Origin of the sequence: Sandarakinorhabdus cyanobacteriorum, assembly GCF_002251755.1 — a bacterium.
In the GTDB taxonomy this organism is placed as follows: domain Bacteria; phylum Pseudomonadota; class Alphaproteobacteria; order Sphingomonadales; family Sphingomonadaceae; genus Sandarakinorhabdus; species Sandarakinorhabdus cyanobacteriorum.
On sequence record NZ_NOXT01000108.1, the window covers coordinates 29,759 to 52,739 of the forward strand.

23 protein-coding genes are annotated in these 22,981 nt (G+C 65.9%); 13 read left to right on the forward strand and 10 right to left on the reverse strand.

Annotated features, from left to right (window positions below):
- Positions 1-12: 12 nt before the first annotated feature.
- From epsI to CHU93_RS08685, 6 genes are all read right to left on the reverse strand, one after another.
- The gene (epsI, locus tag CHU93_RS08660) at positions 13-720 is read right to left on the reverse strand and encodes an exosortase-associated protein EpsI, V-type (protein ID WP_094473693.1); all 708 of its coding nucleotides are present in this window, start codon (positions 718-720) and stop codon (positions 13-15) included.
- A complete protein-coding gene (gene xrtV, locus CHU93_RS08665) occupies positions 717-1,634 on the reverse strand; it encodes an exosortase V (protein ID WP_094473694.1) in 918 nt (305 codons plus the stop codon). Before xrtV ends, epsI begins: the two co-directional genes overlap by 4 nt.
- The gene (locus CHU93_RS08670) at positions 1,624-2,544 is read right to left on the reverse strand and encodes an AAA family ATPase (protein ID WP_094473695.1); all 921 of its coding nucleotides are present in this window, start codon (positions 2,542-2,544) and stop codon (positions 1,624-1,626) included. Before CHU93_RS08670 ends, xrtV begins: the two co-directional genes overlap by 11 nt.
- A 44-nt stretch (positions 2,545-2,588) precedes the next feature.
- Positions 2,589-3,983: a Wzz/FepE/Etk N-terminal domain-containing protein gene (locus CHU93_RS08675; RefSeq protein ID WP_094473696.1), complete on the reverse strand. Its 1,395-nt coding sequence runs from the start codon at positions 3,981-3,983 to the stop codon at positions 2,589-2,591.
- A 69-nt stretch (positions 3,984-4,052) separates the two neighbouring features.
- Positions 4,053-4,826 carry a polysaccharide biosynthesis/export family protein gene (locus tag CHU93_RS08680; protein WP_094473697.1) on the reverse strand — a complete coding sequence of 258 codons (774 nt, stop codon included), beginning with the start codon at positions 4,824-4,826 and terminating at the stop codon, positions 4,053-4,055.
- A complete protein-coding gene (locus CHU93_RS08685; RefSeq protein WP_094473698.1) occupies positions 4,826-6,160 on the reverse strand; it encodes an outer membrane beta-barrel protein in 1,335 nt (444 codons plus the stop codon). Before CHU93_RS08685 ends, CHU93_RS08680 begins: the two co-directional genes overlap by 1 nt.
- 328 nt (positions 6,161-6,488) lie before the next feature.
- On the opposite strand from CHU93_RS08685, the gene CHU93_RS08690 reads away from it, so the two are divergent.
- From CHU93_RS08690 to nhaA, 12 genes are all read left to right on the forward strand, one after another.
- A complete protein-coding gene (locus CHU93_RS08690) occupies positions 6,489-7,892 on the forward strand; it encodes an ATP-binding protein (protein ID WP_165768669.1) in 1,404 nt (467 codons plus the stop codon).
- Between the two features lie 32 nt (positions 7,893-7,924).
- Complete coding sequence (locus CHU93_RS08695) at positions 7,925-8,536, forward strand: CatB-related O-acetyltransferase (RefSeq protein WP_094473727.1); 612 nt, start codon at positions 7,925-7,927, stop codon at positions 8,534-8,536.
- Positions 8,537-8,543: 7 nt separating this feature from the next.
- Positions 8,544-9,482: a glycosyltransferase family 2 protein gene (locus CHU93_RS08700; RefSeq protein ID WP_094473700.1), complete on the forward strand. Its 939-nt coding sequence runs from the start codon at positions 8,544-8,546 to the stop codon at positions 9,480-9,482.
- Positions 9,479-10,579 (forward strand): glycosyltransferase family 2 protein, encoded by a 1,101-nt coding sequence (locus CHU93_RS08705; protein ID WP_094473701.1) that lies wholly within the window; start codon positions 9,479-9,481, stop codon positions 10,577-10,579. Before CHU93_RS08700 ends, CHU93_RS08705 begins: the two co-directional genes overlap by 4 nt.
- 39 nt (positions 10,580-10,618) lie before the next feature.
- Entirely contained in the window at positions 10,619-11,788 is a 1,170-nt protein-coding gene (locus CHU93_RS08710) for a polysaccharide pyruvyl transferase family protein (RefSeq protein ID WP_086117532.1), read from the forward strand.
- Positions 11,789-12,892 (forward strand): hypothetical protein, encoded by a 1,104-nt coding sequence (locus CHU93_RS08715; RefSeq protein WP_094473702.1) that lies wholly within the window; start codon positions 11,789-11,791, stop codon positions 12,890-12,892. It begins immediately after the preceding gene.
- Positions 12,893-12,983: 91 nt separating this feature from the next.
- Positions 12,984-14,195 (forward strand): Coenzyme F420 hydrogenase/dehydrogenase, beta subunit C-terminal domain, encoded by a 1,212-nt coding sequence (locus tag CHU93_RS08720; RefSeq protein ID WP_094473728.1) that lies wholly within the window; start codon positions 12,984-12,986, stop codon positions 14,193-14,195.
- Positions 14,192-15,079 carry a glucose-1-phosphate thymidylyltransferase RfbA gene (gene rfbA / locus CHU93_RS08725; protein ID WP_094473703.1) on the forward strand — a complete coding sequence of 296 codons (888 nt, stop codon included), beginning with the start codon at positions 14,192-14,194 and terminating at the stop codon, positions 15,077-15,079. Before CHU93_RS08720 ends, rfbA begins: the two co-directional genes overlap by 4 nt.
- Complete coding sequence (gene rfbC, locus CHU93_RS08730; RefSeq protein WP_094473704.1) at positions 15,076-15,621, forward strand: dTDP-4-dehydrorhamnose 3,5-epimerase; 546 nt, start codon at positions 15,076-15,078, stop codon at positions 15,619-15,621. The genes rfbA and rfbC overlap by 4 nt, the downstream gene beginning before the upstream one ends.
- Positions 15,618-16,469 (forward strand): dTDP-4-dehydrorhamnose reductase, encoded by an 852-nt coding sequence (gene rfbD / locus CHU93_RS08735; RefSeq protein ID WP_094473705.1) that lies wholly within the window; start codon positions 15,618-15,620, stop codon positions 16,467-16,469. Before rfbC ends, rfbD begins: the two co-directional genes overlap by 4 nt.
- Positions 16,466-17,554, forward strand: a complete 1,089-nt coding sequence (gene rfbB, locus CHU93_RS08740; protein WP_094473706.1) for a dTDP-glucose 4,6-dehydratase — start codon at positions 16,466-16,468, stop codon at positions 17,552-17,554. The genes rfbD and rfbB overlap by 4 nt, the downstream gene beginning before the upstream one ends.
- A 45-nt stretch (positions 17,555-17,599) precedes the next feature.
- Positions 17,600-18,760, forward strand: coding sequence for a Na+/H+ antiporter NhaA (gene nhaA / locus CHU93_RS08745; RefSeq protein WP_094473707.1), 1,161 nt, complete (start codon positions 17,600-17,602; stop codon positions 18,758-18,760).
- On the opposite strand, the gene CHU93_RS08750 is transcribed toward nhaA, so the two are convergent.
- From CHU93_RS08750 to CHU93_RS08760, 3 genes are all read right to left on the reverse strand, one after another.
- Positions 18,757-19,248, reverse strand: coding sequence for a Dps family protein (locus tag CHU93_RS08750; RefSeq protein WP_094473708.1), 492 nt, complete (start codon positions 19,246-19,248; stop codon positions 18,757-18,759). The two genes, nhaA and CHU93_RS08750, sit on opposite strands and share 4 nt — an antisense overlap.
- Positions 19,249-19,334: 86 nt before the next feature.
- The gene (locus CHU93_RS08755; RefSeq protein ID WP_094473709.1) at positions 19,335-19,979 is read right to left on the reverse strand and encodes a hypothetical protein; all 645 of its coding nucleotides are present in this window, start codon (positions 19,977-19,979) and stop codon (positions 19,335-19,337) included.
- 33 nt (positions 19,980-20,012) lie between these two features.
- Positions 20,013-20,450, reverse strand: coding sequence for a glycine zipper 2TM domain-containing protein (locus CHU93_RS08760; RefSeq protein ID WP_165768670.1), 438 nt, complete (start codon positions 20,448-20,450; stop codon positions 20,013-20,015).
- Positions 20,451-20,577: 127 nt separating this feature from the next.
- Between CHU93_RS08760 and CHU93_RS08765 the strand changes: the two genes are divergently transcribed.
- Complete coding sequence (locus CHU93_RS08765) at positions 20,578-21,942, forward strand: alkaline phosphatase PhoX (RefSeq protein WP_207759255.1); 1,365 nt, start codon at positions 20,578-20,580, stop codon at positions 21,940-21,942.
- Here CHU93_RS08765 and epmB read toward each other — a convergent pair.
- The gene (epmB, locus tag CHU93_RS08770) at positions 21,935-22,945 is read right to left on the reverse strand and encodes an EF-P beta-lysylation protein EpmB (RefSeq protein ID WP_094473711.1); all 1,011 of its coding nucleotides are present in this window, start codon (positions 22,943-22,945) and stop codon (positions 21,935-21,937) included. The genes CHU93_RS08765 and epmB overlap by 8 nt on opposite strands.
- Positions 22,946-22,981 lie beyond the last annotated feature (36 nt).

The window sequence follows — 22,981 nt, forward strand, 5'->3', positions numbered from 1 at the left end:
GGCGGGCGGCCATCACGCGCCACCCGCCGTTCGCGCCAACGTCCGGCCGATCAGGGCCGGCAGGGCCCGTGGCGCAATTGCCTGCAACATCGTCTGGGAAAACACCCGCATCGTCGCCAACACCTGCGGTGACGGTTCGGCCGCCACGCTCAACCGCACCAGAATGCCGTCGGCGATATAGCCGTCCCACTGCTGGCGCAGCTTCACCAGCCGCTGTTCGGTGCCGCTGGTCGGCAGATCATCGCCAATGCGGGTCCAGTACGTGATGGTTTCCACCCGCGATTCGTTGCGCGCCACCAGATCACGCACCGGCAGGCGCAGCCGGGGCCCGACATCCAGCACCGATGTGCGCACATTCTCGATCGAAAAGCCCGCCGCCGAATAACAGACCTCGGGCCGGTGCAACTGCAGCGAATCGCTCTGGATCGGGCCATAGGCCATGACCAGGATGATCGGCAGATTGCCCGGTGCCTCATACAGGCGGGCGAGCTGGTCGCCATAAAGCTTGTCCGCCAGCGAGCCTTCGCGCGGCTTTGGCAGCACGATGCTGGACGTGGGCACGACTTCCCACTCGCCCAGCCGTTCCGGCACGATGTCGTTCAGCGTCGTGCCATCCGGCATCAGCACCAGCCGGTCACGCGGCGTCAACGCCACGGCACCGGCAGCCCCGGCCGCCAGCGCACCGCCCACCAGAAAATCCCGGCGCGATGGCCCGCTCATGCCACGACACCCTTCGATTCCAGCCGATTGCGCAGCGGCGTCAGCACCCAATCCAGCGCAAAGATCAGCAACAGGGCCGAGACAAAGGTCACCATGCCGGCAAAATTGTGCAGATAACCCTGCGCCCAGGCATTGCCGAGATAATAGGTGATCAGCACCAGGGCCGCGACGCGCACGCCGTTGGCCAGAATGGCAATCGGGATCACCATCGCAAGCAGCAGCATCGAATAGGCCGGGTTCGAACCCCGCAGCAGATAGACATAGAACAGGCCAATGGCTGAAAGACTGACCAGCGAATTCAGGCCGGCGCAGGCATCTTCCACCAGCAACTGATAGGCGCCGACATAGATGGTCACACCCAGCCGGGCGATCGGATAATCCATCGCGGCCAGCGAATCGGTGACGATCTGCGACACGAATTCTTTCAGCGGCAAGGTGATCTGGTCCAGGAACCAGCCGGGCAGCGGAATGACAAAGCCCAGATAGAAAATCGGGAACCACAGCATGCGCAGCACTGCCATGCCCCAATATTGCTGGATCACCGCCACCATCGCGAGCAGCAGTGCCGCCGCCTCGATGCTGATGAACTCAAACGCCCGGCCGCCAATGTAAACCACCATGGCAACCGCGAGCAGAAGCGCGGTGAGCACCGGATTGCCCGGCCGCTGCAGCCGCACGATATCGTTCCAGCGCCGCATCACCAGCCAGATGCCGGTCACCAGCACGATCACACCGTGTACGCCGGATTCCTCCTGCCAGGGGCCACGCGCCAGGCTGACAATCGTCGGCAGGGCCAGCACCGCCAGCCCGGCAGCCAATGGCCACTGGTTGCGCACGAAGGCGCGGACATCGGGTCCAGCCGCTGTCCTGCCTGTCGCTGCGCCAACCGCCTGCGATGCGGCTTCAGAAGTCATTCAGCACGGCTCCCACCACCGCGCAGCGCGCCGCGGCAAGTTGATCCGCCAATACGCTGACATCCTTGTAATAGGTCTGGTTGGTGCGGCCGACCACCAGGGCATAGGCCGCCGCGCCGGCGATGTTCAGCGCATCGGCGCTGGTGTTGGCCGCCGGCGTGTCAAACAGCACCAGATCATATTCGCGCAGCAGCGTGTTGACACCGTCGCGGAACCGGTTGCCCGAAAGAAGTTCCTGCGGGCGGCTGGTCGGCGGGCCGGCGGTGATCACGGCCAGACCGGGCAGAACATTGGCATTCACCACGCGTTCCGGGCGGGCCACCTGCAGGGCCAGGAAGCTGGACAGCCCCGGCGCATTGGGATCAAGCCCGAAGATCTGATCCTGGCGCGGGCTGCGCATGTCGGCATCAACCAGCAGGATCTTGTACCCCACCTGCGCCAGCGCAACAGCCAGATTGGCCGCGACATAGGAACAGCCATGGCCATCGGCCGTGGCCACCACCGCGAGGCCGCGACGGCCATTCTTGATGTGCTGGGCAATCACCTGCGTGCGCAGCATGCGGATGGCTTCGGCCCGCACCGATCCGGGATCGGAAATGACGATCAGCTCGTCCGACGTCGGACGACGCACGACATTCTGCAACGCCATGGCGTTGATCAGCTGTTCGCGGGCGCGGTCCAGCTCTTCCGATGTGATATAGCCGATTTCCAGCGCCGCCTGGTCAAAGTCCAGACCACGCTCGGCGGCATGCTGCGCCACATGCGCCGCCTGATCCTGCGACAGATAGCCAAGCCGGGTCAGCACATCGCGGATCGGCGCATCATAACGTTCGCCGCCGGCGACCCGAACCCGCTCGACAACATTGGCCTCAACGTCCTCGAACGGGACTTCCTGTTCGTTGTTATCCATTCACCTGTCCTTGCGCAGCCACTGCCCGTTGCCCCGTCCGGGTATCATTGGGCCGGCTGAAACTGTTCGTTCCGCCCGTTGCGACGAATCAGCAACCGCTTGATCAGGCGTTGCCATTCCGGAGTCTGCTGATCGGCAACCACGGCGAACACCGGCACCCGGGCGGCAAAGCCCAGATCCTCGGCGCCGCGCACGCGGCGATTCAACAACTCGACCAGCAGGGCCATCAGCACGCCCACCGAAAGGCCGATGCCGGCCGCCAGCGGAATGATCAATGACCAGTTCGGGAAGGTCGGGTCGGGGCTGACGATGGCGTCACCCAGCACGATCAGGCCTGCATCCGCCACATTCGATTCGAGCTGCAGTTCGCTGGTGCGCTTGGCGGCCTGCTCATATTGCTGGCGCCGCAGCTCAACCTCGCTGGTCAACTGGCCCAGTTTGTCCAGCTTTTCCTTCATGGCGAACACCTTGGCGCGCTGCGCCTCATATTCGGCCTCAAGCTGGGCCACACCGCCGCGCGACGCGCCCAATTGGGCCGCGCCGGCCTGGCGTGCAGCCACCTGTTCGCGGGCCAGTTGGCGTTCCAGCTGGGTCCGGCGCGACAGCATGGCCAGATAGGTCGGGTGCTGGTTGCCCAGCCGTTCCGATGCCTGCTCGATCTGGTCATTCAATGTCGCAAGCTGCACCTTCAGCTGATCAACCACCGAACTGTTGGTCGATTGGCGCACCGCCTCGAAACTCTGCATTCCGGCATTGGATCGGGCCTCGGTAAGGGCAGCCTGCAAGCTGGCCAGCTTTAACGTCTCGGCCTCGCCGGTGCCGGTCATCACGATGCCGTTATCCTGCTCGAACTTGGTCTTGGCCGCTTCGGCACTCTGCAGCACGCGCAAGGCACGGGCCGCCTGCTCGCGATACCATTCGGCGGTGCGGCCGGCCGAATCCGTCCGGAACTTCAGACTGTTCTCGATATAGGCATCGCGCAGCGCGTTCACCGTGCGGCGGGCCACTTCGGGCACCCCGGCCTCATAGGTGATCTCCATGATGTTGGAGCTTTCGATCTGCGACACCTGCACGTTGTTGACGATCCGGTCCGCCAGCCAGCGCCGGAAATCGCCATAGCCGCCGGTTTCGGCCTGCCAGGTGGCCAGCAGGTTGGCGTTGCTGGTCAGGCCCAGACGGTCGACCGCCTCGCCGGCGATGCGGTAATCCTTGATCAGTTCGAGCTGGGTGCGGATGAACATCTTGATGCCCGAGGCGTTCAGCACGGCGCCGGTCACCGGGTCGGGCTTGAAATTGTCCATCAACACACGGGCGCGCGCCGGATAACGGGCGGGCAGCAGATTGCCGATGGCCACGCCGACCAGCAGGCCCAGGAACACGGCAAAGGCGATCAGCCAGCGCCGCGCCACCAGGATTCGCACCAACTGGATCAAACTCATAAACGTCTCCCCGGCCAGGCCGGCTCCCTCAAATTCCGCATCCCGCCGGCACCGCCGGCGGGCACCCGATCAGAACAGGCGTTCCTTGATGACGATTACATCACCATTCTGCACCTTCTGTGACGGATCGGCGTCAATTTCCTTGCCGCTGCCGCGCACCAGGCCCACCTTGTCGGCCTTGCCCGATGCCGTCACCCCGCCCGCCAGCGCGATCGCCTGCCGGATGGTCATGCCCGGCAGGATATTCTTCATGCCCGGCGCGTTGATCTGGCCATAGATGAAGAATGTCTCGGCCGGAGGGACAAACAACGTATCTCCCGGCGCAAGGGCCGGTTCCGTGCTGGCACCCGACGTGCGCACCAGTTGCTCGATCTCCAGCCGCTGCTCCGGCTGACCGGCACGACGCAGATACACGAAATTGGCGCCATCTGCCCGCACCCAGCCCGCCTTCAGCAAGATTTCCAGCACATGATACGGACGATCGAGCGGAAAGATGCCCGGCGACGTCACATTGCCGGCCACATTCACGGTGCGCGACACGTAAGCGCCGATTTCGACGTTCACCAGGGGCTGCTTCAGAAATCCGCCTGCCACCAGCTTGTCTGTGATCAGGCGGGCCAGGGTGATGTTGGTTTCGCCCTGGGCCTTCACCGTGCCGATCAGCGGCATGACGATGGTGCCATCCGCCTTGACCCGCGTGGTGACATTGAATTCAGACTGGCCGTAGACCACCACCTGCACGCTGTCGTCAGGTCCAAGCTGATAACCGGCATAGGCCTGTTGGGCAGACACCGGGCCCGCCAGCACAGCGGCGACCACGGCAAAGGGAAGCATCTTGATCATTAGGACCCCTGGTTGCCAAGTTCAAAGCCGAGGGTGAAGCCAACGGCCGTGGAATCAAAATTGAATACGGACGGATCGGACCGTCTTTGATTGTGCGACACATCCAGCGCGAGATTGATGCGCCGGCCCAGCTTGCCGCCCAGATGCGCGAAATAGCGATAGAATCGGTCACGGTTCCGCAAGCGGGCCTCCAGCGACGTGATCACCGCCCCGCGAAAGCGGGAATCGCGATAATTATAGCCGGCAGCCAGCGTCATGCCGTTGGGCAATTCATAGCTGATGCCGCCTTCCACCGTGTCCACCACGATGAACTGGGCGCCCACAAATCCGTTCGAGCGGATGTTGCGGCTGGCCGAACCGGTCAAGCCAAGCCTGGGTGACAGCCGCACAACAAGCCCCGCATCATAACCAGCCCCGTTGAAGCTGCTGCGGTCCACCACTTGCGGCAAGCCATCGACAATCACCACGTTCTGCGTCGCCTTCGGCGCAGTGTCGAGATATGAGCCGCCCAGCGTCAGGGTGATGCGCGAACCGAAATTGCGGCTATAGCCCAGGCGCAGACTGCGCTGCAGCAGACCATCATCCACGAGGCCATCGGGCGTAAGCACCTGCCGGCCGGTGAGGTTTATGTCCGAAATGGAGCCGTCCAGCGACAGGCGGCCAAAGGCGGGCCGTTCCAGCGCCAAGCCGGCATTATAAGTCCAACGGTTGGAATCGAGCGCCTGGGTGACCCGGCGCACCACGCCCATGGTGGCCTGCGAAATGCCGCCATTCACCGACAGCGCCGATCCGATCTGGCACGACACGGCCGCCCCGAACTGGCTGGTACGCTGTTCAAAGGACCCCGCCAGCGCCACATCCGAGGTGAACACCAGATTCTGCTTGAAACTGCCGCCACCATCGATGTTGCAGCGCGACAACTGCATTGCAGCGCCGCCACCATAGAAATGCCGGTCTGCCCCCGCGAACAGATTGTTGCCGCGCACTATATCGCGGCCGTAGGTGCCAATGGCATAGAGCCCGATGCGCCCGGCACCAAGACCATAGCTCAGCGTCGCCTTCGGGCGGATGCGCACGCCGTCATCCTTCACCGGCCGGCGCGACAGATTGTCCTCATAACGGGTTGACACCATGGCCTGCAGGTTGAAACCACGGCCCGGATAGCCGGGCAGGCCAGCCACAGACGAGCTTGTGCCATCCAGATCATCACTGTCGGCAACCGTCGGCAGCACCGGCGTGCTGGCCTGGCCCGGCCGCGCCACCTGCGCCAGCGCCGGCGCTGCCACGATGGCCAGCACCCATGCCAGCGCGTGGGTAAGCGTTGCGGCTCGCATCCGCCCGGCGCTGCCTGCTTGTTCCGCCCCGTTCATGTTCAGTCCACACCCCCTCGGCACATGCCACGCGCTCTGCACTGGGCAAGGCAGCCAGATTTCGCCAGCGTTCCATTGGCGCTCCTGCTACACGCAGCACATCTTCCGGGCAACCATCTCGCCGGCCCAAGCGATGGATTTTTGAGACATTGTGTGCAAATTGCCCATATTGCCCCTCGCATCTGCAACATTCTCATGGCAGAGGCGAACGCAATTACAGTGCATGTTGTGCCGTAACTGGCCTTGGCCGCAAACATGCTGGCCGGGCCGTGCTGGCAATGGTGGGGACGGGATGATCTGGAAACGCAAATCACAGACCAGCATTGATAACGCGGCCAGCGATCTCAACAACACCGCCGATGAGACGCAGAGCAGCGTCACCCTGGTCGAGGCCTTCCCCACCCAGACCCGCGGCTATGACATGCCGGTTGGCGAAGACAGCCTGTGGCGGGAACGGCTTGATGTGGAACCGGGCCCGAAGTTGCCGCGTTTCGTCGCCAGCGCCGCCGATGACGTGGAATCCGCCTCGGCTGACCGGATGGCCCGCCGGCGCCTCGCCTTGCGTGACGCGCTTGCCGCCTCCCAACCGGTGGTGGCGCGCGAATCCTTTGCCGGCCGTCACGATCCGATGTCGCGCCTGATCAACGCCATCGAGGAACAGCGTGTCCATGTCGTGATCTATGGCGAGCGCGGGATCGGGAAGACCAGCCTGGCCCATGTGTTCGCCGAAACCGCCCGCGAGGCGCGCTACCACGTCATCTATGCCAGTTGCGGCACCGCAGCCAATTTCTCCGACATGTTCCGCTCGATCCTGTCCCGGATCCCGCGCATCTTCCATGCCTCGGTGCTGCCCAACTCGGCCGAGGCCGAAGCCGGTGACAATTTCGACATCATGCTGCCCGAAGGCGAATATGGCGCCCGCGAGCTGGCCGATGTGCTCACCGGCGTCGTCGGCACCCGCGTGCTGGTCATCCTCGACGAGTATGACCGGGTCATCGATGTGAATTTCCGCCGCGATGTGGCCGAACTCATCAAGAACCTGTCGGACCGCGCGGCGCGTGTCCAGCTGATCATCACCGGCGTCGCACTCAACCTCGACGAACTCATCGGTTATGCCCCGTCCATCCGGCGCAACATCACCGGCCTGCCGATGACCCCGATGACCAAGGCCGAAATGCGCGAACTGCTGCGCATGGGCGAACGCGCCGCCGAACTCTCCATCGGTGACGATGCCGTGGAAACCATCGGCCAGATGGCCGGCGGCTCGCCCTATCTCGTCCGCCTGCTCGGCCACCAGGCCTGCCTGATCGCGCTGGATGCCGGGCGCGACAAGGTGAACGAGGCCGATGCCCGCCGCGCCGTCGATGTCGTCATCCGCGACTGGCAGGCCAGCCTGCCGCGCCGGGTGCAATCCAACCTCTCGCGAGAGGAAACCAAGACGCACTGGCAACTGCTGGTGTCGGCCGCCAAGGCCGGCAGCTCGGCCGATGGCTGGTTCACCGTCGATGATGTCTATGCCGAAATGGGCGGCACCCTGTCGGCGCTCGCCATCGAGCGGGATCTTAAGCTGTTCGTCAACACCGTCGATCTGCTGGATCGGCGCGAAGGCCCGGGCGACCCCCACTTCCGCTTCAGCTACCCCGGTGTGGCCTCGCTGTTGATGATGTCGGCCGCCATGGCGCGTCTGGTGGCCTGACCGCGATCCTATTGCTGGGCAACGGGGGTTCCATGGCATTTGCGGTCGGCGACAAGCTGAAGCTCATCTGGCTGCGCCGGAACGAGTATGAAAGCACGGCCCTGCGTGACTGGTTCAGCCGCCGCTGGAAGATCGAGGTTGGCCTCTACAGTTATGGCTGCTTTGATCCCTGGCGCATTTCAGCCCACACGCGCATCGGCCGCTATTGCTCCTTCGCCCGATCGGCGCGGGTGATTGATCAGAATCACCCGCTCGATGCGCTCACCACCCACCCCTATCTCTACGAACGCCGCTTTGGCGTGGTGGCGGAAAATCTGCCCGAACCGCCCTGGCTGCAGGTGGAGGATGATGTGTGGGTTGGCCACAACGCCACCATCCTGCCCGGCTGCAAGTTCATCGGCCGCGGCGCGGTGATTGCCGCCGGCGCCATCATCAACCAGGATATCCCGCGCTATGCCATCGCCGCCGGCATGCCGGGCCGGGTGCTGCGCCAGCGCTTTGACGCCGAGACCATCGCCGCTATCGAGGCCAGCCAGTGGTGGCTGCTCGACAAGCTGGCCCTGCGCGACCTTATCCGTCAGCACCCGGCAGCGGTGTTCCATCCCGATCCGCGCAATCTGGCCGCCATCGGCCCCACGGCATGATGCAACCATGACCGGCACGCAACAGGCCGACAGCGCGGAACCGGTGGTTTCGGTGGTCATCCCTCATTTCAACATGCCCGATGCGCTGGCCCGTTGCCTCGCCTCGGTCACGGCACAGCAGGTGGACGGCGCGGTCGAAATCATCGTGGTCGACAATGCCTCGCGCATCACGCCCGAAGCGGCGGTGGCGCAGTTCCCTGGCGTCCGCCTGATCGGTGAGACCACCCCCGGCCCCGGACCGGCCCGCAACGCCGGCATTGCCGCCGCCCGGGCGCCGATCCTGGCCTTCATCGATGCGGATTGCCGTGCCGGCCCCGGCTGGCTGCAGTCGGCGGTGGACAGCGTGCGCGCTGGCGGCGCGCGCGGTCTCGCCGGCGGCGATGTGCGCATCGATGTGCGCGATCCCGACCGGCTCACCCCGATGGAAGCCTATGAGGCCGTGTTCGGTTATCGCCAGCGCATGTACATCGAAAAGCAGGGTTTTTCCGCCACGCTCAACCTGGCCATGCACCGTGATGTGTTCACCGCGGTTGGCCCCTTTGCAGGCATCGGCATCGCCGAGGATCGCGATTGGGGCCTGCGCGCCACGGCCGCCGGCTTCCGCCATGCCTATTGCCAGCCGATGCTGGTCTATCACCCGGCGCGGGGCAGCATGGCGGAATTGTGGCGCAAGTGGCAACGCCACATCGCGCATGATTTGGCAGAACACCGCGCCGCCGGCCGGCCGGTGCTATTTTGGCTGGGCAAGGCCGGGCTGATGCCGGTGTCGGTGCTCATCGATGGCCTGCGCCTGCTGGCGTCGCCTCGCGTGCCGGGGCTGGCCAACAAATGGCGCGGCCTGGCGGTTCTGGCCCGCATCCGCATGATGCGCGCCGCCGAAATGCTGCGCGTGATCGGCGCCGGCAACGAAGATGCCGGGACCCATTGGCAGAAGGACAAGGCGTGATCACTCCCCGCCCTGCCGCTGGCCCCAGCCGCCCAGACCGCCGGACTGACCGCCGCACCGTTGCCGGCCCCGATGCGGCACTCGGCGTTGTGATCGTCAATTTCCGCGGCGCCGATGATACCATCGAATGCCTCGAAAGCCTGATGCGCAGCACTGTGGCGCTGCGCATCGTCGTGGTGGAGAATGGCTCCGGCGACGATAGCGCCCAGAAACTGCGCGACTGGGCCGCCGGGCGCTACCGGCCGGCGCCAGCGTCAGACACGATGGCGGTTTTTACCGTGCCACCGCTGCCCAAACCGGTCACGATGGTGGAGATGCCGGCCAGCGCCGTCTCTGATGCGCCCGGTGCAGTGGCGCCGCTGACCCTCATCCTGTCCGACGACAATCTGGGCTTTGCCGGCGGCAACAACCTGGGCCTTCGCCTGCTGGCCAGCGATCGCCGGCTGCGGCATTTCTGGCTGCTCAACAATGACACGGTGGTCGCCCCCGATGCGCCCGCCGCCCTGCTGCGCCGCATGGATGCCACCCCCGATATCGGCATGTGCGGCACCGTGGTCTGCCATTATTGGCAGCCCGACCGGCTGCAGGCACTGAATGGCTATGTGTTCAACAAATATACCGGGGCCGGCCGCGCCATCGGCGGCGAGGAGCTTGCCGCCATCGCCTACAGCCCGCAGGATGTCGCCGATGCCACCGATTTCGTGCTTGGCGCCAGCCTGGCCGTAAGCCGGCCGTTCCTGAGCGAAGTCGGCCCAATGGCCGAGGATTATTTCCTGTATTTCGAAGAGATTGACTGGGCGGTGCGCAACCGCCGGCGCGGCACCAATGCCTTTGTCACCGGCTTTGCCCATGGCGCCAACGTGTATCACAAGGCCGGCCGTGCCATCGGCTCGCGCAGCCTTACAGCAGCGCGCAGCGCCTTTTCCGAATATTGGCTGGCCCGGTCACGCCTGCGCTTCACCGCCCGGTTTTTTCCTTGGCTGTGGCCGCTGCACTGGCTGTTGTGCTGGGCCATGCTGGGCCGCCGGCTGATCCGGCGGCAATTTGCCAATGCCGGCGCCCTGGCGCGGGCCGCTCTGGGCCGGCCGTTCCGATGACCGTCCACCGGCTCCGCCTGTCCGAAACGAGGTGACATCATGCCCGCAGCTGAAATCCGCGTCGGCCTGCTGTGGCACGCCGCAAATGCCAGCAATCTTGGCATGGGCGCGCTCACCGCCGGCAATCTGGCGCTGGCCCGCCGCGCCGCCACCCAGGCCGGCATCAACGCCCGTTTCGTCATCATTTCCGCCCGCGATCCGGGTCCGCTGGCCGAACCGGGCCTCGCACTGGAACAGCGCGACGTCACCGGCCGTTACATGATTGATCCGCGTGGCCTGCTGGCTGATGCCCGCGCCTGCGATATCATGCTGGATATCAGCGCCGGCGACAGTTTCACCGACATTTATCCCAACAAGCGCTTTGCCTATATCACCGGCACCAAGATCGTGCCGATCCTGATGGGCACACCGCTGGTGCTCAGCCCACAGACCATCGGCCCGTTCAGCCGCCAGCCGCACAGCGCCATCGCCGCCTGGATCTGCCGCAAGGCCAGGGCGGTGTTCCCGCGCGACGGCCTGTCGATGGCTGCGCTGCAGCAATTGGCACCCGATGTGCCGGCCACCCAGGTCGTCGATGTCGCCTTCGCCCTGCCCTTCACCCGCCGCGCCAAGACACCGGAACGACTGCAGATCGGTCTCAATGTCTCGGGTCTGCTGATGAACGGCGGCTATGCCGGCGGCAACCAATATGGCCTGGGCTATGATTATGCCGCGCTCACCCGGCGCCTGATCGAAACCCTGCTGGCCCGCGGCGATTGCGACATCCATCTGGTGCCCCACGTGATTGCCCCGCACATGCCCAATGACGATGATGCCGCCGCCAGTGATCGCCTGAAGGCGCAATATCCGGCTCTTCACCGCCACCCGGATTTCCAGTCAGCCAGTGCCGCCAAAAGCTTCATTTCCGGTCTGGATTTCCTGACCGGTGCCCGCATGCACGCCACCATCGGCGCCTTTTCCAGCGGCGTGCCGGTGGTACCGATCAGCTACAGCCGCAAATTCGAAGGCCTGTTCGGCGGCTTTGGCTATGACTGGCTCGTGCGCCGCGACATGGATGATGAGGCAGCCCTGGCGCAGATCCTGACCGGGATTGATCGGCGCGCCGAACTTGCCACCGCCATCGCCGCCGCCCAGCCGCGCATCAATGCTGGGCTGAAGACCTATGTTGATGCACTGGCCGGGCTGTTTGCGAGCATTGCCCGCCGATGATTGGCGCGTCTGCTTGCCCGCCGCCATACGGGCATTGACCATGGCTGGCAGGCGCGGCAAGAGGAAGCAACTGCGGCATCCCACGGCCGTATCAAACATGAGATGGAGACGATGATGGCCAATTTTCCCAAGCAGTTGCTGCTGCTGTCTGCCACTGGCCTGTTGCTGGCCGCCTGCAATGAAAAGGCCGGCAAGCCCGAAGGTCAGGTCGTCGCCACGGTCGATGGTCAGGAAGTGACCATCAACGAAGTCAGCATGGAAGCCAACGGCATCGCCAACCAGGCCGGCGGCGTGTCCCAAAAGCTGATTGAATCCGTGGGCCTGGCCCGCGTCATCGAACGCAAGATGCTGGCCGCCGAAGCCCGCAAGCGCAAGCTGGACCAGTCGCCGCAATTCGTGCTGGCCAAGGCCCGCAACGATGAAAATCTGCTGGTGCAGGCCCTGCAGGCCGAAGTCGCCGGCAAGGTGTCCACCACCCCGCGCGAACAGGCCCAGAAGTTCATTGAGGAAAACCCGATCATCTTCGGTGATCGCCGCATCCTCATCCTCGATCAGATCCAGTTGCTGCAGACCCCGCTGATGGAAAAGATTCCGCTCGCCGATGCCAAGAACATGGTGGCGGTGGAACGCATGCTGCTGGATGCCAACATCGAATTCCGCCGCGCGCCCCAGCAGATCGACACGCTGCTGCTTGATCCGCGGCTCAGCAAGGAAATCGTCCGCCTTGCCCAGGGCCCGAACGGCGAACCCTTCATGTTCACCGATCAGCCAGCCGGTGCCCCGGCGCCGATCGTCTACATCAACGTCGTCAGCGAGCAGAAGACCGAGCCGTTCATCGGCGAACGGGCCATTTCCTATGCCCAGCAGCTGATCCAGCGCCAGGAAATCTCCAAGCGCCTGCAGGCCGAACTCACCCGTCTGCGCGAGCTGAACAACGGCAAGATCATCTATGCCGCCGGCTATGACACGCCGGAAAAGACCGCCCAGGCCCTCGACAAGGCCACCGCTGCCACCGCCAAGGAAAAGGCTGCACAGGAAGCCCGCGCCAAGGCCGGGGCTGCCAAGGCCGCTGCTGCCAAACCGGCCGGCAGCGCAGCCAAATAATGGCGACCGGGCCGGTGCCGCCGGCCCGGCCTGACCCGCCCGGTTCCAATGGAGCCGCGGCACGAACCTGTTGACCAACGGTGGCAAGGCCATGGCTGCGGACTTTCTGGCAAAGGTAAAACAGGCGGACAGCTGCACCGGCTGCGGTCTGTGTGCTGCCGTGTCGCCGGGCATCCGCATGGCCAGCGCCGGCCCAGGTTGGGCCCGGCCGGAACAGATCGGTGCAGTCACATCGGCCGAAGATGCCGCCATCGCCGCCGCCTGCCCCGGCCTGGTGGTCGACGAGACGGACAATCCGCATGATCCGGCCGAGCCGCTGTGGGGGCCGCAGCGCTTCACCGGCGTGGGCCATGCCACCGATGCGGCGATGCGCTACCGCGCCTCGTCGGGTGGCATGATCTCGGCCCTGCTCGCCCATGCACTGGCCAGCGGCCTTGTCGATTTTGTCGTGCAGGTGCGCGCCGATCCCGCCCGGCCCACCGGCAACATCACCAGCATCTCCACCAGCGTTGACGATATCATGGCCGCTGCGGGCTCCCGCTATGCCCAAAGTTCGCCGCTGGCTGGCTTGAACGACTGGCTGGCCCGGCCCGGTCGCTTCGCCTTTGTCGGCAAACCCTGCGACGTGGCTGCCCTGCGCGCCCGGGTCAGGTCCGATCCGGCGCTGGCGGCGCGCGTGCCGCTGATGCTGGCCTTCTTCTGTGCCGGCATCCCGTCTGACCGGGCGGTGGGCCGCATCCTCGATCATCTTTCTGTTAGGCCCGATGATGTCACCGGTTTCCGCTTTCGCGGCGATGGTTGGCCCGGCTATGCCACCGCCACGCTGGCCGATGGCAGCACGCGGCGGATGACCTACAACGACAGCTGGGGTCAGATACTGTCAAAGGAAATCCAGTTCCGCTGCAAGATCTGCGCCGATGCCGTGGGCGCGGCCGCCGATGTTGCCTGCGCCGACGCCTGGTATGGCGATGATCGCGGCTACCCAAGTTTCGAGGAAACCGATGGTCGCAGCCTGGTGATGGCCCGCACGCCGGCCGGCCTTGCCGTGCTGGATGCCGCCCGCGCCGCCGGCGCCGTTGCCACCGAAGCGGTGCCGGTGGATCACATCATCCGCATGCAGCCGCACCAGGCCCGACGCAAGCGCCAGGTGCTGTCGCGCCTGTGGGCGATGCGCGTCGCCGGCCGGCCGGTGCCACGCTATCTGGGCCTGGCTGTCACCGAAGCCGCCCGGCGCGAGCCGCTGCTGCAGCAATTGAAAAGCTTTGCCGGCCTCCTGCGCCGGTTCATCAAGGGAACGGCATGATGGGTACCAAACGGCGCGGCATCATCCTAGCCGGCGGCTCTGGCACCCGGCTCTATCCGCTCACCAAACCAGTCTCGAAACAGCTGATGCCGGTCTATGACAAACCGATGATCTATTACCCGCTGTCGGTGCTGATGCTGGCGGGGATCAGCGACGTGCTGATCATCACCACGCCGAAGGATGCACCGGCTTTCCAGGGCCTGCTGGGTGACGGCAGCGATTGGGGCATGAACATCCAATATGCCCAGCAGCCGCGCCCGGAAGGGCTGGCGCAGGCCTATCACATCGGCGCGGACTTCGTCGGCAACGACCCCAGCGTGCTGATTTTGGGGGACAATATCTTTCACGGCCACGGCCTGCCCGAACTGCTGGCCAGCGCCGCCGCCCGCACCGATGGCGCCACCGTCTTTGGCTATTATGTCAAGGATCCGCAGGCCTATGGCGTCGTCTCCTTCGATGCGCAGGGCCGCGCCGAAACCATCGAGGAAAAGCCGGCGGTCCCCAAGAGCAACTATGCCGTCACCGGCCTCTATTTCTATGATGGCGATGCCGTGGCGCTGGCGCGCGACCTGAAGCCCAGCCCACGCGGTGAGCTGGAAATCACCGATCTCAACCGCCGCTACCTCGAGGCCGGCAAGCTCAATGTCGAACTCATGGGCCGCGGCTTTGCCTGGCTTGATACCGGCACCCACAGCTCTCTGCTCGATGCCGCGCTCTATGTCCGCATTGTCGAGGAACGGCAGGGCCTCAAGATCTGTTGTCCCGAGGAAATCGCCTGGCGGCGCGGCCTGATCGATGATGCCCAGCTGGCCCGGATCGCCGAACCGCTGCGCAAATCGGGCTATGGCGAATATCTTCTCGGCCAACTGAAGGCCGGCCGATGAACGTCGTCGACACCCCACTGCCCGGCGTGAAGCTGATCGAACCGCGCGTGTTCGGCGACGCGCGCGGATTTTTCATGGAAAGCTGGAACCGCCGCACCTTTGCCGGCCTCGGCCTCGATCTGGATTTCGTGCAGGACAATCACAGCCGCTCGGCCCGGGGCGTGCTGCGCGGGTTGCACTATCAACTGAACGACCCGCAGGGAAAGCTGGTGCGCGTGACCCAAGGCGCGGTGTTCGATGTGGCGGTGGATATCCGCCGGTCCTCGCCGCACTTCGGCCAATGGGTCGGCTATGAACTCTCGGCGGAAAACCACCGCATGCTGTGGGTGCCGCCGGGATTTGCCCATGGCTTCATCGTCACCAGCGACAGCGCGGATTTCATGTACAAGGTGACCAGCTTCTACAATCCGGCCGATGAACGGGCGATCCGCTGGGATGATCCGGCCATCGGCATCGCCTGGCCCGATGTCGGCACTGTGCCGACCCTTTCGGGCAAGGATGCCATTGCGCCGCTGCTCGCCGATGCGGAGCTGTTCGCATGAAGGTGCTGGTTGCCGGCAGCGGTGGGCAGTTGGGCCGGGCGCTGGCCGCCACGGCGCCGGCCGGCGTCACCCTGATCGCCCCGCCCGAGGCCGAGTTTGACATCACCAACGCCGATGCTGTCGCCCGGATCGTCGCCGACACCGCGCCCGATCTGCTGGTCAACGCCGCGGCCTGGACGGCGGTTGACAAGGCGGAGGCCGAAGAGGCCACCGCGCTGCTCGTCAACGCCACCGCTGTCGCCCATCTTGCCACCGCCGCGGCCAGATCGGGCACGCGCTTCGTGCAGATTTCCACCGATTATATCTTCGATGGCCGGGGTCACACGCCCTATGCCCCCGCAACCCCGCCCGCTCCCGCCGGCGCCTATGGCCGCACCAAATTGGCCGGCGAACAGGCCGCCCAGGCCCATCACCCGTCGCCGCTGATCATCCGCACCGCCTGGGTCTATGCCGCGCAAGGCAACAACTTTGTCCGCACCATGCTGCGCCTGATGGCGGAACGGGACGAGGTGCGGGTGGTCGCCGATCAGATCGGCACGCCCACCCATGCCGCCAGCCTCGCCCGCGCAATCTGGGCGCTCGACGGCCACAGCGGCCTGTTCCACTGGACGGATGCCGGCGTTGCCAGCTGGTATGATTTTGCCGTGGCCATCCAGGACGAAGCGCTGCAGCTCGGCCTGCTCGCCCGCCAGGTGCCCATCATTCCCATCGCCACCAGCGATTATCCCACCCCGGCGCAGCGCCCGGCCTATAGCGTGCTCGACAAGGCCAGCAGCTTTGCCATCACCGGTCCGGCGCGCCACTGGCGGGCCGAACTGATCGATTGCCTGAAGGACATGCTGGCATGAGCCATCTTCTCGTCACCGGCGGCGCCGGCTTCATCGGCGCCAATTTCGTGCATTACTGGCGCCGGCATCACCCCCATGACACTGTCACCGTGCTCGATGCCCTCACCTACGCCGGCAACCGCGCCAATCTGGAAGGCGCCAACAGCGTCAACTTCGTCCACGGCGACATCCGCGACACCGCGCTGGTCGAACAACTTCTTCGCGATGGGAACATCGACACCATCGTGCACTTCGCCGCCGAAAGCCATGTCGACCGCTCGATCCACGGCCCGGCCGCCTTTGTCGATACCAATGTCATCGGCACGCTGTCGCTGCTCACCGCCGCCCGCGCCGTGTGGCTGGCCGACGGCGGCAAGCCCCACCGCTTCCACCATGTCTCCACCGACGAGGTCTATGGCACGCTGGGCCCCAATGATCCGGCGTTCAGCGAGACCACGGCCTATGCCCCCAACAGCCCCTATTCGGCCAGCAAGGCCGCCAGCGACCATCTTGTGCGCGCCTGGCACCACACCTATGGGCTGAATGTCACCACCAGCAATTGTTCAAACAATTACGGGCCTTACCAGTTCCCGGAAAAGCTGATCCCGCTGTTCCTGATCAACGCGCTGCACGGCCGGCCGCTGCCCATCTATGGCGATGGCATGCAGATCCGCGACTGGCTGCACGTCGAGGATCATTGCCGCGGCATCGAGGCTTGCCTGCTGAAGGGCCAGGTGGGTGAGACCTACAACATCGGCGGCGGCGCCGAACTGCCCAACCTCACCGTCATTGAAACCCTGTGCGCGGCGGTGGATGCCGCCTTTGCCGCCGATCCCGGCCTGGCTGCCCGCTTCCCGGATGCGCCCGCCGCCAAGGGCCAGCCCACCGCCAGCCTCAAGACCTTTGTCACCGATCGCCCCGGCCATGATCGCCGCTATGCCATCGATGAAACCAAGGCGCGCGCCGAACTGGGCTATGCCCCGGCCCGCACCTTCGAACAGGGCTTTGCGGAAACCCTGCACTGGTATCTCGCCAACGAAGCCTGGTGGCGCGCCGTGATCGACGGCAGCTACCGCGACTGGGTCGAAACCAACTACACGCGCTGACCGGTTTTGATTCCACCTGCGCACCGGGCCTGATAGATCAGGGGCATGCGCCCCGCCCTGCCCCGTTTGCGCTTCACGGTGATCCGCGAACTGTTGGCCAGCCAGGCCAGCGGCGGCCAGGTGCTGATGATGGCCGCCGCCGCCGCGCTGTTTGCTGCGAACAGCCCCTTGTCCGATCAATATTTCCATCTGCTCCACGTGCAGATCGGCCCGATGGGTCTGTTGCACTGGATAAACGATGGCCTGATGGCGATCTTCTTCCTGCTGGTCGGTTGCGAGATCAAGCGCGAATTTGTCGATGGTGAAATGGCCAGCTGGCCGCGCCGGATCCTGCCCGGCGTGGCCGCCGCAGCCGGCATGGCGGTGCCGGCCTTGGTCTATCTCGCCATCAACCGCGCGGCGCCGGGCAATCTGCCGGGCTGGGCCATCCCGACCGCCACCGATATCGCCTTTGCGCTGGGCGTCATGGCGCTGCTGGGCGACCGCGTGCCCGCCAGCCTGAAACTGCTGCTCACCGCGATTGCCGTCATCGATGATCTGGGCGCCATCGTCGTCATCGCCGCCGTTTACACCACCGGCCTCAACCTCGCCGCGCTTGCCGCTGCTGCCGCTCTCACTGCGGCGCTCGCCCTTCTGTCATGGCGGCGCGTGCAGGCAATCTGGCCTTATCTGGTGCTCGGTGCCGGCCTGTGGCTGGCCATCCACATGAGCGGCATCCACGCCACCCTGGCCGGTGTCATCACCGCGCTCGCCCTGCCGATCCGCACCACACCGGGCACGCCGGAAGACCGGGAAAGCCCGCTGCTGCGGGTCGAACATGCGCTGGCGCCCATCGTCGGCTTTGTGATCGTGCCGATCTTCGGCTTTGCCAATGCCGGCGTCGATCTGCGCGGTCTGTCTCTGGCCGCCGCGCTCGATCCGCTGGTGCTGGGCATTGCGCTGGGGCTGCTGCTGGGCAAGCAGATCGGCATCTTCGGCGCCATCATGGCGCTGGTGCGGCTGAAGATCGTCGACATGCCGGCCCACGCCACCACCCGCCAGCTCTGGGGCCTCAGCCTCCTGTGCGGCATCGGCTTCACCATGAGCCTGTTCATCGCCGCGCTGGCCTTTGGCAGCGGCAGCGATCAGGAAGCGGCGGCCAAGCTGGGCATCATCGCCGGCAGCCTCGCCGCCGCCCTGCTGGGGCTCATGGTGCTGCGCCGTTAACCCAGGTTGGCGCGCAGCATCCACGCGGTCTTTTCGTGCACCTGCATGCGCTGGGTCAAAAGATCGGCGGTCGGCTCATCATGGGCCGCATCGGCCAACGGGAACACCGCGCGGGCGGTGCGCACCACGGCCAGCTGGTCTTCGGCCAGGATGCGCACCATCTCGTCCGCCTTGGGCACGCCGTCCGCCTCCTTGATGGTCGACAATGTCGCGAAGGCCGAATAACTGCCCGGCGCCGGTTCGCCCAGGGCGCGGATACGCTCGGCGATCAGGTCCACCGCCAGCGCCAATTCGGTATATTGGGTTTCAAACATCAGGTGCAGCGAATTGAATTGCGGCCCCGTCACGTTCCAGTGAAAATTGTGGGTCTTCAGATACAGGGTATAGGTGTCGGCCAGCAACCGCGCCAGCCCGTCGGCAATCGCCTTGCGCTGGCCATCGGCCATGCCCAGATCGATTTCATCACCCTTGTGCTTCTTCTTGGCCATCGTCCGTCTCCTTTGGCAAAACGATAGGCCAGGGGTGGCGATGGCGTCCAACCGGATTTTCCGATGAACGCCATCGCCGCCAAGGCTTATCGGCAGACCACCCGGCCGCGATCGATGCTGTTGCCGATGGCCGCGCCCGCGGCGCCGCCGATGATGCTGCCCAGCGTCTTCGATCCGCCCGGCGCCAGCACATTGCCCAGCACACCGCTGGCGATGCCGCCCACGATCAGGCCGGTGGTGCCATCACTGCGCCGGCAGTAATAGCGGTTGTCATACCCGCGCCACACCGGATCGTTCCATCCCAGCTGATAGGGCCGGTAATTGCCCTGGCGATAAAAATGTTCGGCATGCCAGCCCGGGCGGTTCCAGCCGTCCTGGCGCCAGCTCCAGTCATTGCCGGGCCGGCCACCGGGGCCCCAGCCCTGACCATTGCCCCGCCCGTTGCCGGGCCCGCCGCCCCAGCCGGCGCGATACAGATCGCGCCGGTCTTCGCGGAACTCGCGCTCGGCCCGGCGCAGCTCGCGCCGCTCCTCGCGCACATCGTCCCAATCGCCACGCCACTGGGCGCGGGCCAGGTCGCGGCGTTCATCCTGCACACGGTCCCAACTGCGCGCCACTTCGCGCGGGGAGGCGTTGCGGCGGTCACGCCAATCATCGTCATGGGCCAGTGCCGGGGCGGCAAAGGCCAGGCCCGCCAGGGTGGCCGTCATCATCGCGCTGCGCATCATCATGGACCTTACTCCTTCCATCAGAAATTCCGGGGCTCAACGGCACACCACGCGGCCGCGATCAACGCTGCGGCCCAACAGGCCGCCGGCCACCGCGCCCAGCACGGCGCCCATGGTCTTGTCGCCGCGCCGGGCGACTTCCGAACCGATCACCCCGCCCACGGCGGCCCCCACCAGCGTGCCGGTGCTGCCATCGCTGCGGCGGCAAAACTGGCCGCCTCGGCCATCGTTCCAGCCGGCCTGCTGGTTCCAGCCGCCGCGATCCCGGTCGTTCCAGCCGCGGCGATCATTCCAGCCACGCCGGTCATTCCAGCCGCGATCGTCATTCCAGCGGCGGTTGTCATTCCAGCCGCTGTCCTGCCAACCGGCCTGCGGCTGCTGCCAGCCATCCTGCTGCCATTGGGCGGCGGCCGGGGCGGCCACGGCCAGGCCGGCCAGCATCAGGCCCGCCATCACGCCCGTCTTGATCTGCATCGCTTGATCCTTCGCTCCTGTTGATGCACCGATGATTCGCACATCCGGCATGTGAACAGTCTGAACAGGCTTGTTATCGCCCGTTCAGTTTCACGATATTGCAACAGGGGGCGGGCAAGGCAGCATCATGATCATCAACCGCCGTGATTTCGGGGCCGGTCTGGCCGCCACCGCTCTCGCCGGCCTGGCCGCCCGCGCCCAGGCCGCCACCTCCATGCCGATTGCTGGCCATGGCCCACTGCGGCCCGATCCGGCCGGCCTGCTCGATCTGGCGCCCGGTTTTGCCTATCGCGTGATCGACGCCGCCGGCACGAAGATGGACGATGGCCTGCCCACGCCCGACCGGTTCGACGGCATGGGCGCCTTCCGCCTCGATCGGGATCGCACCATCCTGGTGCGCAACCACGAACTCCACACCCGCCACGCCCGGGATGGCGCCTTCCCGGCCGGCGGCGGCACCAATCTTGCCGCCTATGACCGGCTGGATGGCACGCCGCTACCCGGCGGCACCACCAGCATCGTCTACAACCACCGCACCGGCCAGGTGGAACGCCGCCATCTCAGCCTCGCCGGCACCATCCGCAATTGTGCCGGCGGCACCACGCCATGGGGCAGCTGGCTCAGCTGCGAGGAGGATGTCAGCCGCGCCGGCCAGTCCGGCCTCGCCCGCGACCATGGCTGGGTGTTCGAAGTGCCGGCCCGCGCGCGCGGCCTCGTTGATCCCGTGCCGCTCACCGCGCTGGGCCGCTTCAACCACGAGGCCGCCGCCGTCGATCCCGCCACCGGCATCGTCTATCTCACCGAAGATCGGGCCGACAGCCTGATCTATCGCCTGCTGCCGGCCCGGCGCGGCGATCTCAGGGCCGGTGGCCGCCTGCAGGCGCTGGCGCTGGCCAGCGGTCTTGCCGACACGCGCAATTTCAGCGGCGCACAGCTGCCGCTGCAGCGGCCCCAGGCGGTGCGCTGGATCGATCTTGATGGTGTCGATTCGCGTGAGGATGATCTGCGCCTGCGCGGCGCGGCCAAGGGTGCCGCGCTGTTTGCCCGCGGCGAAGGCATTGTCATCGGCGCCGGCCAGATTTTCATCATGTGCACCAGCGGCGGCCAGGCAAAGCTGGGCCAGATCATGCGCTATCGCCCCTCCCCCCACGAAGGCACGCCCCGCGAAGCCGACGCGCCCGGCCAGCTCGATCTGTTAGTGGAATCGCCCCGCGCCGACGTGATGAACTTTGGCGACAACATCACCGTGGGCCCCGGTGGCCATCTGGTGGTGTGCGAGGATCAATATACCGAGGTGCAGGACAATCACCTGCGCGGCATCACCCCGGCCGGGCAGATCTATGCCATCGGCCGGCTGCGCGCCCAGACCGAACTGGCCGGCGCCTGCTTCAGCGCCGATGGCCGCACGCTGTTCGTCAATGTCTATGCCCCCGGCAAGACGCTGGCAATCACCGGCCCCTGGGGCCAGGTCAGCACCGCACCGCTCAGCTGAGGTCGGCCAGCGGGGTCTTGGCCGTCCGCCCCGGCACCTCGCGCACAAAGCGCGGCACCAGATAGCCGGGCAACATCCCGCGCAGTTCGGCCTCGATCAACCGCGCCCGGCCCTCGTCCACATCGAAATGCGCCGCGCCGTCCACCGGATCGGTCAAGTGCATGTAATAAGGCAGCATGCCGGCGGCAAAGATCCGCCGGGCGTGGGCGGCGATGGTGGCGGCATCGTCATTGACCCCGGCCAGCAGCACGGACTGGTTGAGCAGCGTCACCCCCGCCGCCCGCAGCCGGCCGAGCGCGGCCGCCACATCGGCGGAAATCTCATTGGCATGATTGCTGTGCGCCACGATCACCACGGCCAGCCGCGTGCCGGTCAACAGCCGGATCAGCGCCGGCGTCACCCGATCCGGAATGGTCATCAGCGTGCGGCTGTGCAGGCGCAGCGTCCCGACATGCGGCACGGCGGCAATCGCCGTCACCAGCCCGTCCAGCCGCGCATCGTTCAGCGACAGCGGGTCCCCGCCCGACAGGATCACCTCCTCGATGGCCGGATCGGCGGCGATGGCGGCCAGTGCCTCGGCCTCGCCAGCGCGGGTCAGCATCGCGGCGCCATAATCATAATGGCGGCGGAAACAGTAACGGCAATGGATGGCGCAGGCGCCCGATGCGATCATCAGCGCCCGGCTGCGATATTTGCGCAGCAGGCCCGGTGCCGCACGATAATCAGCCTCTTCCAGCGGGTCGGTCAGCCGGCCAGGCTGCGGCAGCGCCTCCTCTCCGCGTGCCAGCACCTGCCGCAGCAACGGGTCACCCGGGTCGCCGCGCCGGATCAGGCTGCGGAAATGCGGCGGTGCCGAAACCGGGAAATCGGGCGCAGCCAGCACGCCGGCCGGGAAATCCGCAGCCGAAAGCCCCACTTCGGCCAACAGATCGGCCGTGCTGATCCGCGCCGCCCGCTGCTGCGCCTGCCAATCGGTCCAGATCTGCTGCGGATGCGCGTTCATCAGTCGGGCCCTGAAACAAGAAACCCCGCAGCCAGT

Coding starts and splice junctions, on each gene's coding strand:
- epsI (WP_094473693.1), bottom strand. CDS start 720: ATGAGCGGGCCATCGCGCCGGGATTTTCTGGTGGGCGGTGCGCTGGCG.
- xrtV (WP_094473694.1), bottom strand. CDS start 1,634: ATGACTTCTGAAGCCGCATCGCAGGCGGTTGGCGCAGCGACAGGCAGG.
- CHU93_RS08670 (WP_094473695.1), bottom strand. CDS start 2,544: ATGGATAACAACGAACAGGAAGTCCCGTTCGAGGACGTTGAGGCCAAT.
- CHU93_RS08675 (WP_094473696.1), bottom strand. CDS start 3,983: ATGAGTTTGATCCAGTTGGTGCGAATCCTGGTGGCGCGGCGCTGGCTG.
- CHU93_RS08680 (WP_094473697.1), bottom strand. CDS start 4,826: ATGATCAAGATGCTTCCCTTTGCCGTGGTCGCCGCTGTGCTGGCGGGC.
- CHU93_RS08685 (WP_094473698.1), bottom strand. CDS start 6,160: ATGCGAGCCGCAACGCTTACCCACGCGCTGGCATGGGTGCTGGCCATC.
- CHU93_RS08690 (WP_165768669.1), top strand. CDS start 6,489: ATGATCTGGAAACGCAAATCACAGACCAGCATTGATAACGCGGCCAGC.
- CHU93_RS08695 (WP_094473727.1), top strand. CDS start 7,925: ATGGCATTTGCGGTCGGCGACAAGCTGAAGCTCATCTGGCTGCGCCGG.
- CHU93_RS08700 (WP_094473700.1), top strand. CDS start 8,544: ATGACCGGCACGCAACAGGCCGACAGCGCGGAACCGGTGGTTTCGGTG.
- CHU93_RS08710 (WP_086117532.1), top strand. CDS start 10,619: ATGCCCGCAGCTGAAATCCGCGTCGGCCTGCTGTGGCACGCCGCAAAT.
- CHU93_RS08720 (WP_094473728.1), top strand. CDS start 12,984: ATGGCTGCGGACTTTCTGGCAAAGGTAAAACAGGCGGACAGCTGCACC.
- rfbA (WP_094473703.1), top strand. CDS start 14,192: ATGATGGGTACCAAACGGCGCGGCATCATCCTAGCCGGCGGCTCTGGC.
- rfbC (WP_094473704.1), top strand. CDS start 15,076: ATGAACGTCGTCGACACCCCACTGCCCGGCGTGAAGCTGATCGAACCG.
- rfbD (WP_094473705.1), top strand. CDS start 15,618: ATGAAGGTGCTGGTTGCCGGCAGCGGTGGGCAGTTGGGCCGGGCGCTG.
- rfbB (WP_094473706.1), top strand. CDS start 16,466: ATGAGCCATCTTCTCGTCACCGGCGGCGCCGGCTTCATCGGCGCCAAT.
- nhaA (WP_094473707.1), top strand. CDS start 17,600: ATGCGCCCCGCCCTGCCCCGTTTGCGCTTCACGGTGATCCGCGAACTG.
- CHU93_RS08750 (WP_094473708.1), bottom strand. CDS start 19,248: ATGGCCAAGAAGAAGCACAAGGGTGATGAAATCGATCTGGGCATGGCC.
- CHU93_RS08755 (WP_094473709.1), bottom strand. CDS start 19,979: ATGATGATGCGCAGCGCGATGATGACGGCCACCCTGGCGGGCCTGGCC.
- CHU93_RS08760 (WP_165768670.1), bottom strand. CDS start 20,450: ATGCAGATCAAGACGGGCGTGATGGCGGGCCTGATGCTGGCCGGCCTG.
- CHU93_RS08765 (WP_207759255.1), top strand. CDS start 20,578: ATGATCATCAACCGCCGTGATTTCGGGGCCGGTCTGGCCGCCACCGCT.
- epmB (WP_094473711.1), bottom strand. CDS start 22,945: ATGAACGCGCATCCGCAGCAGATCTGGACCGATTGGCAGGCGCAGCAG.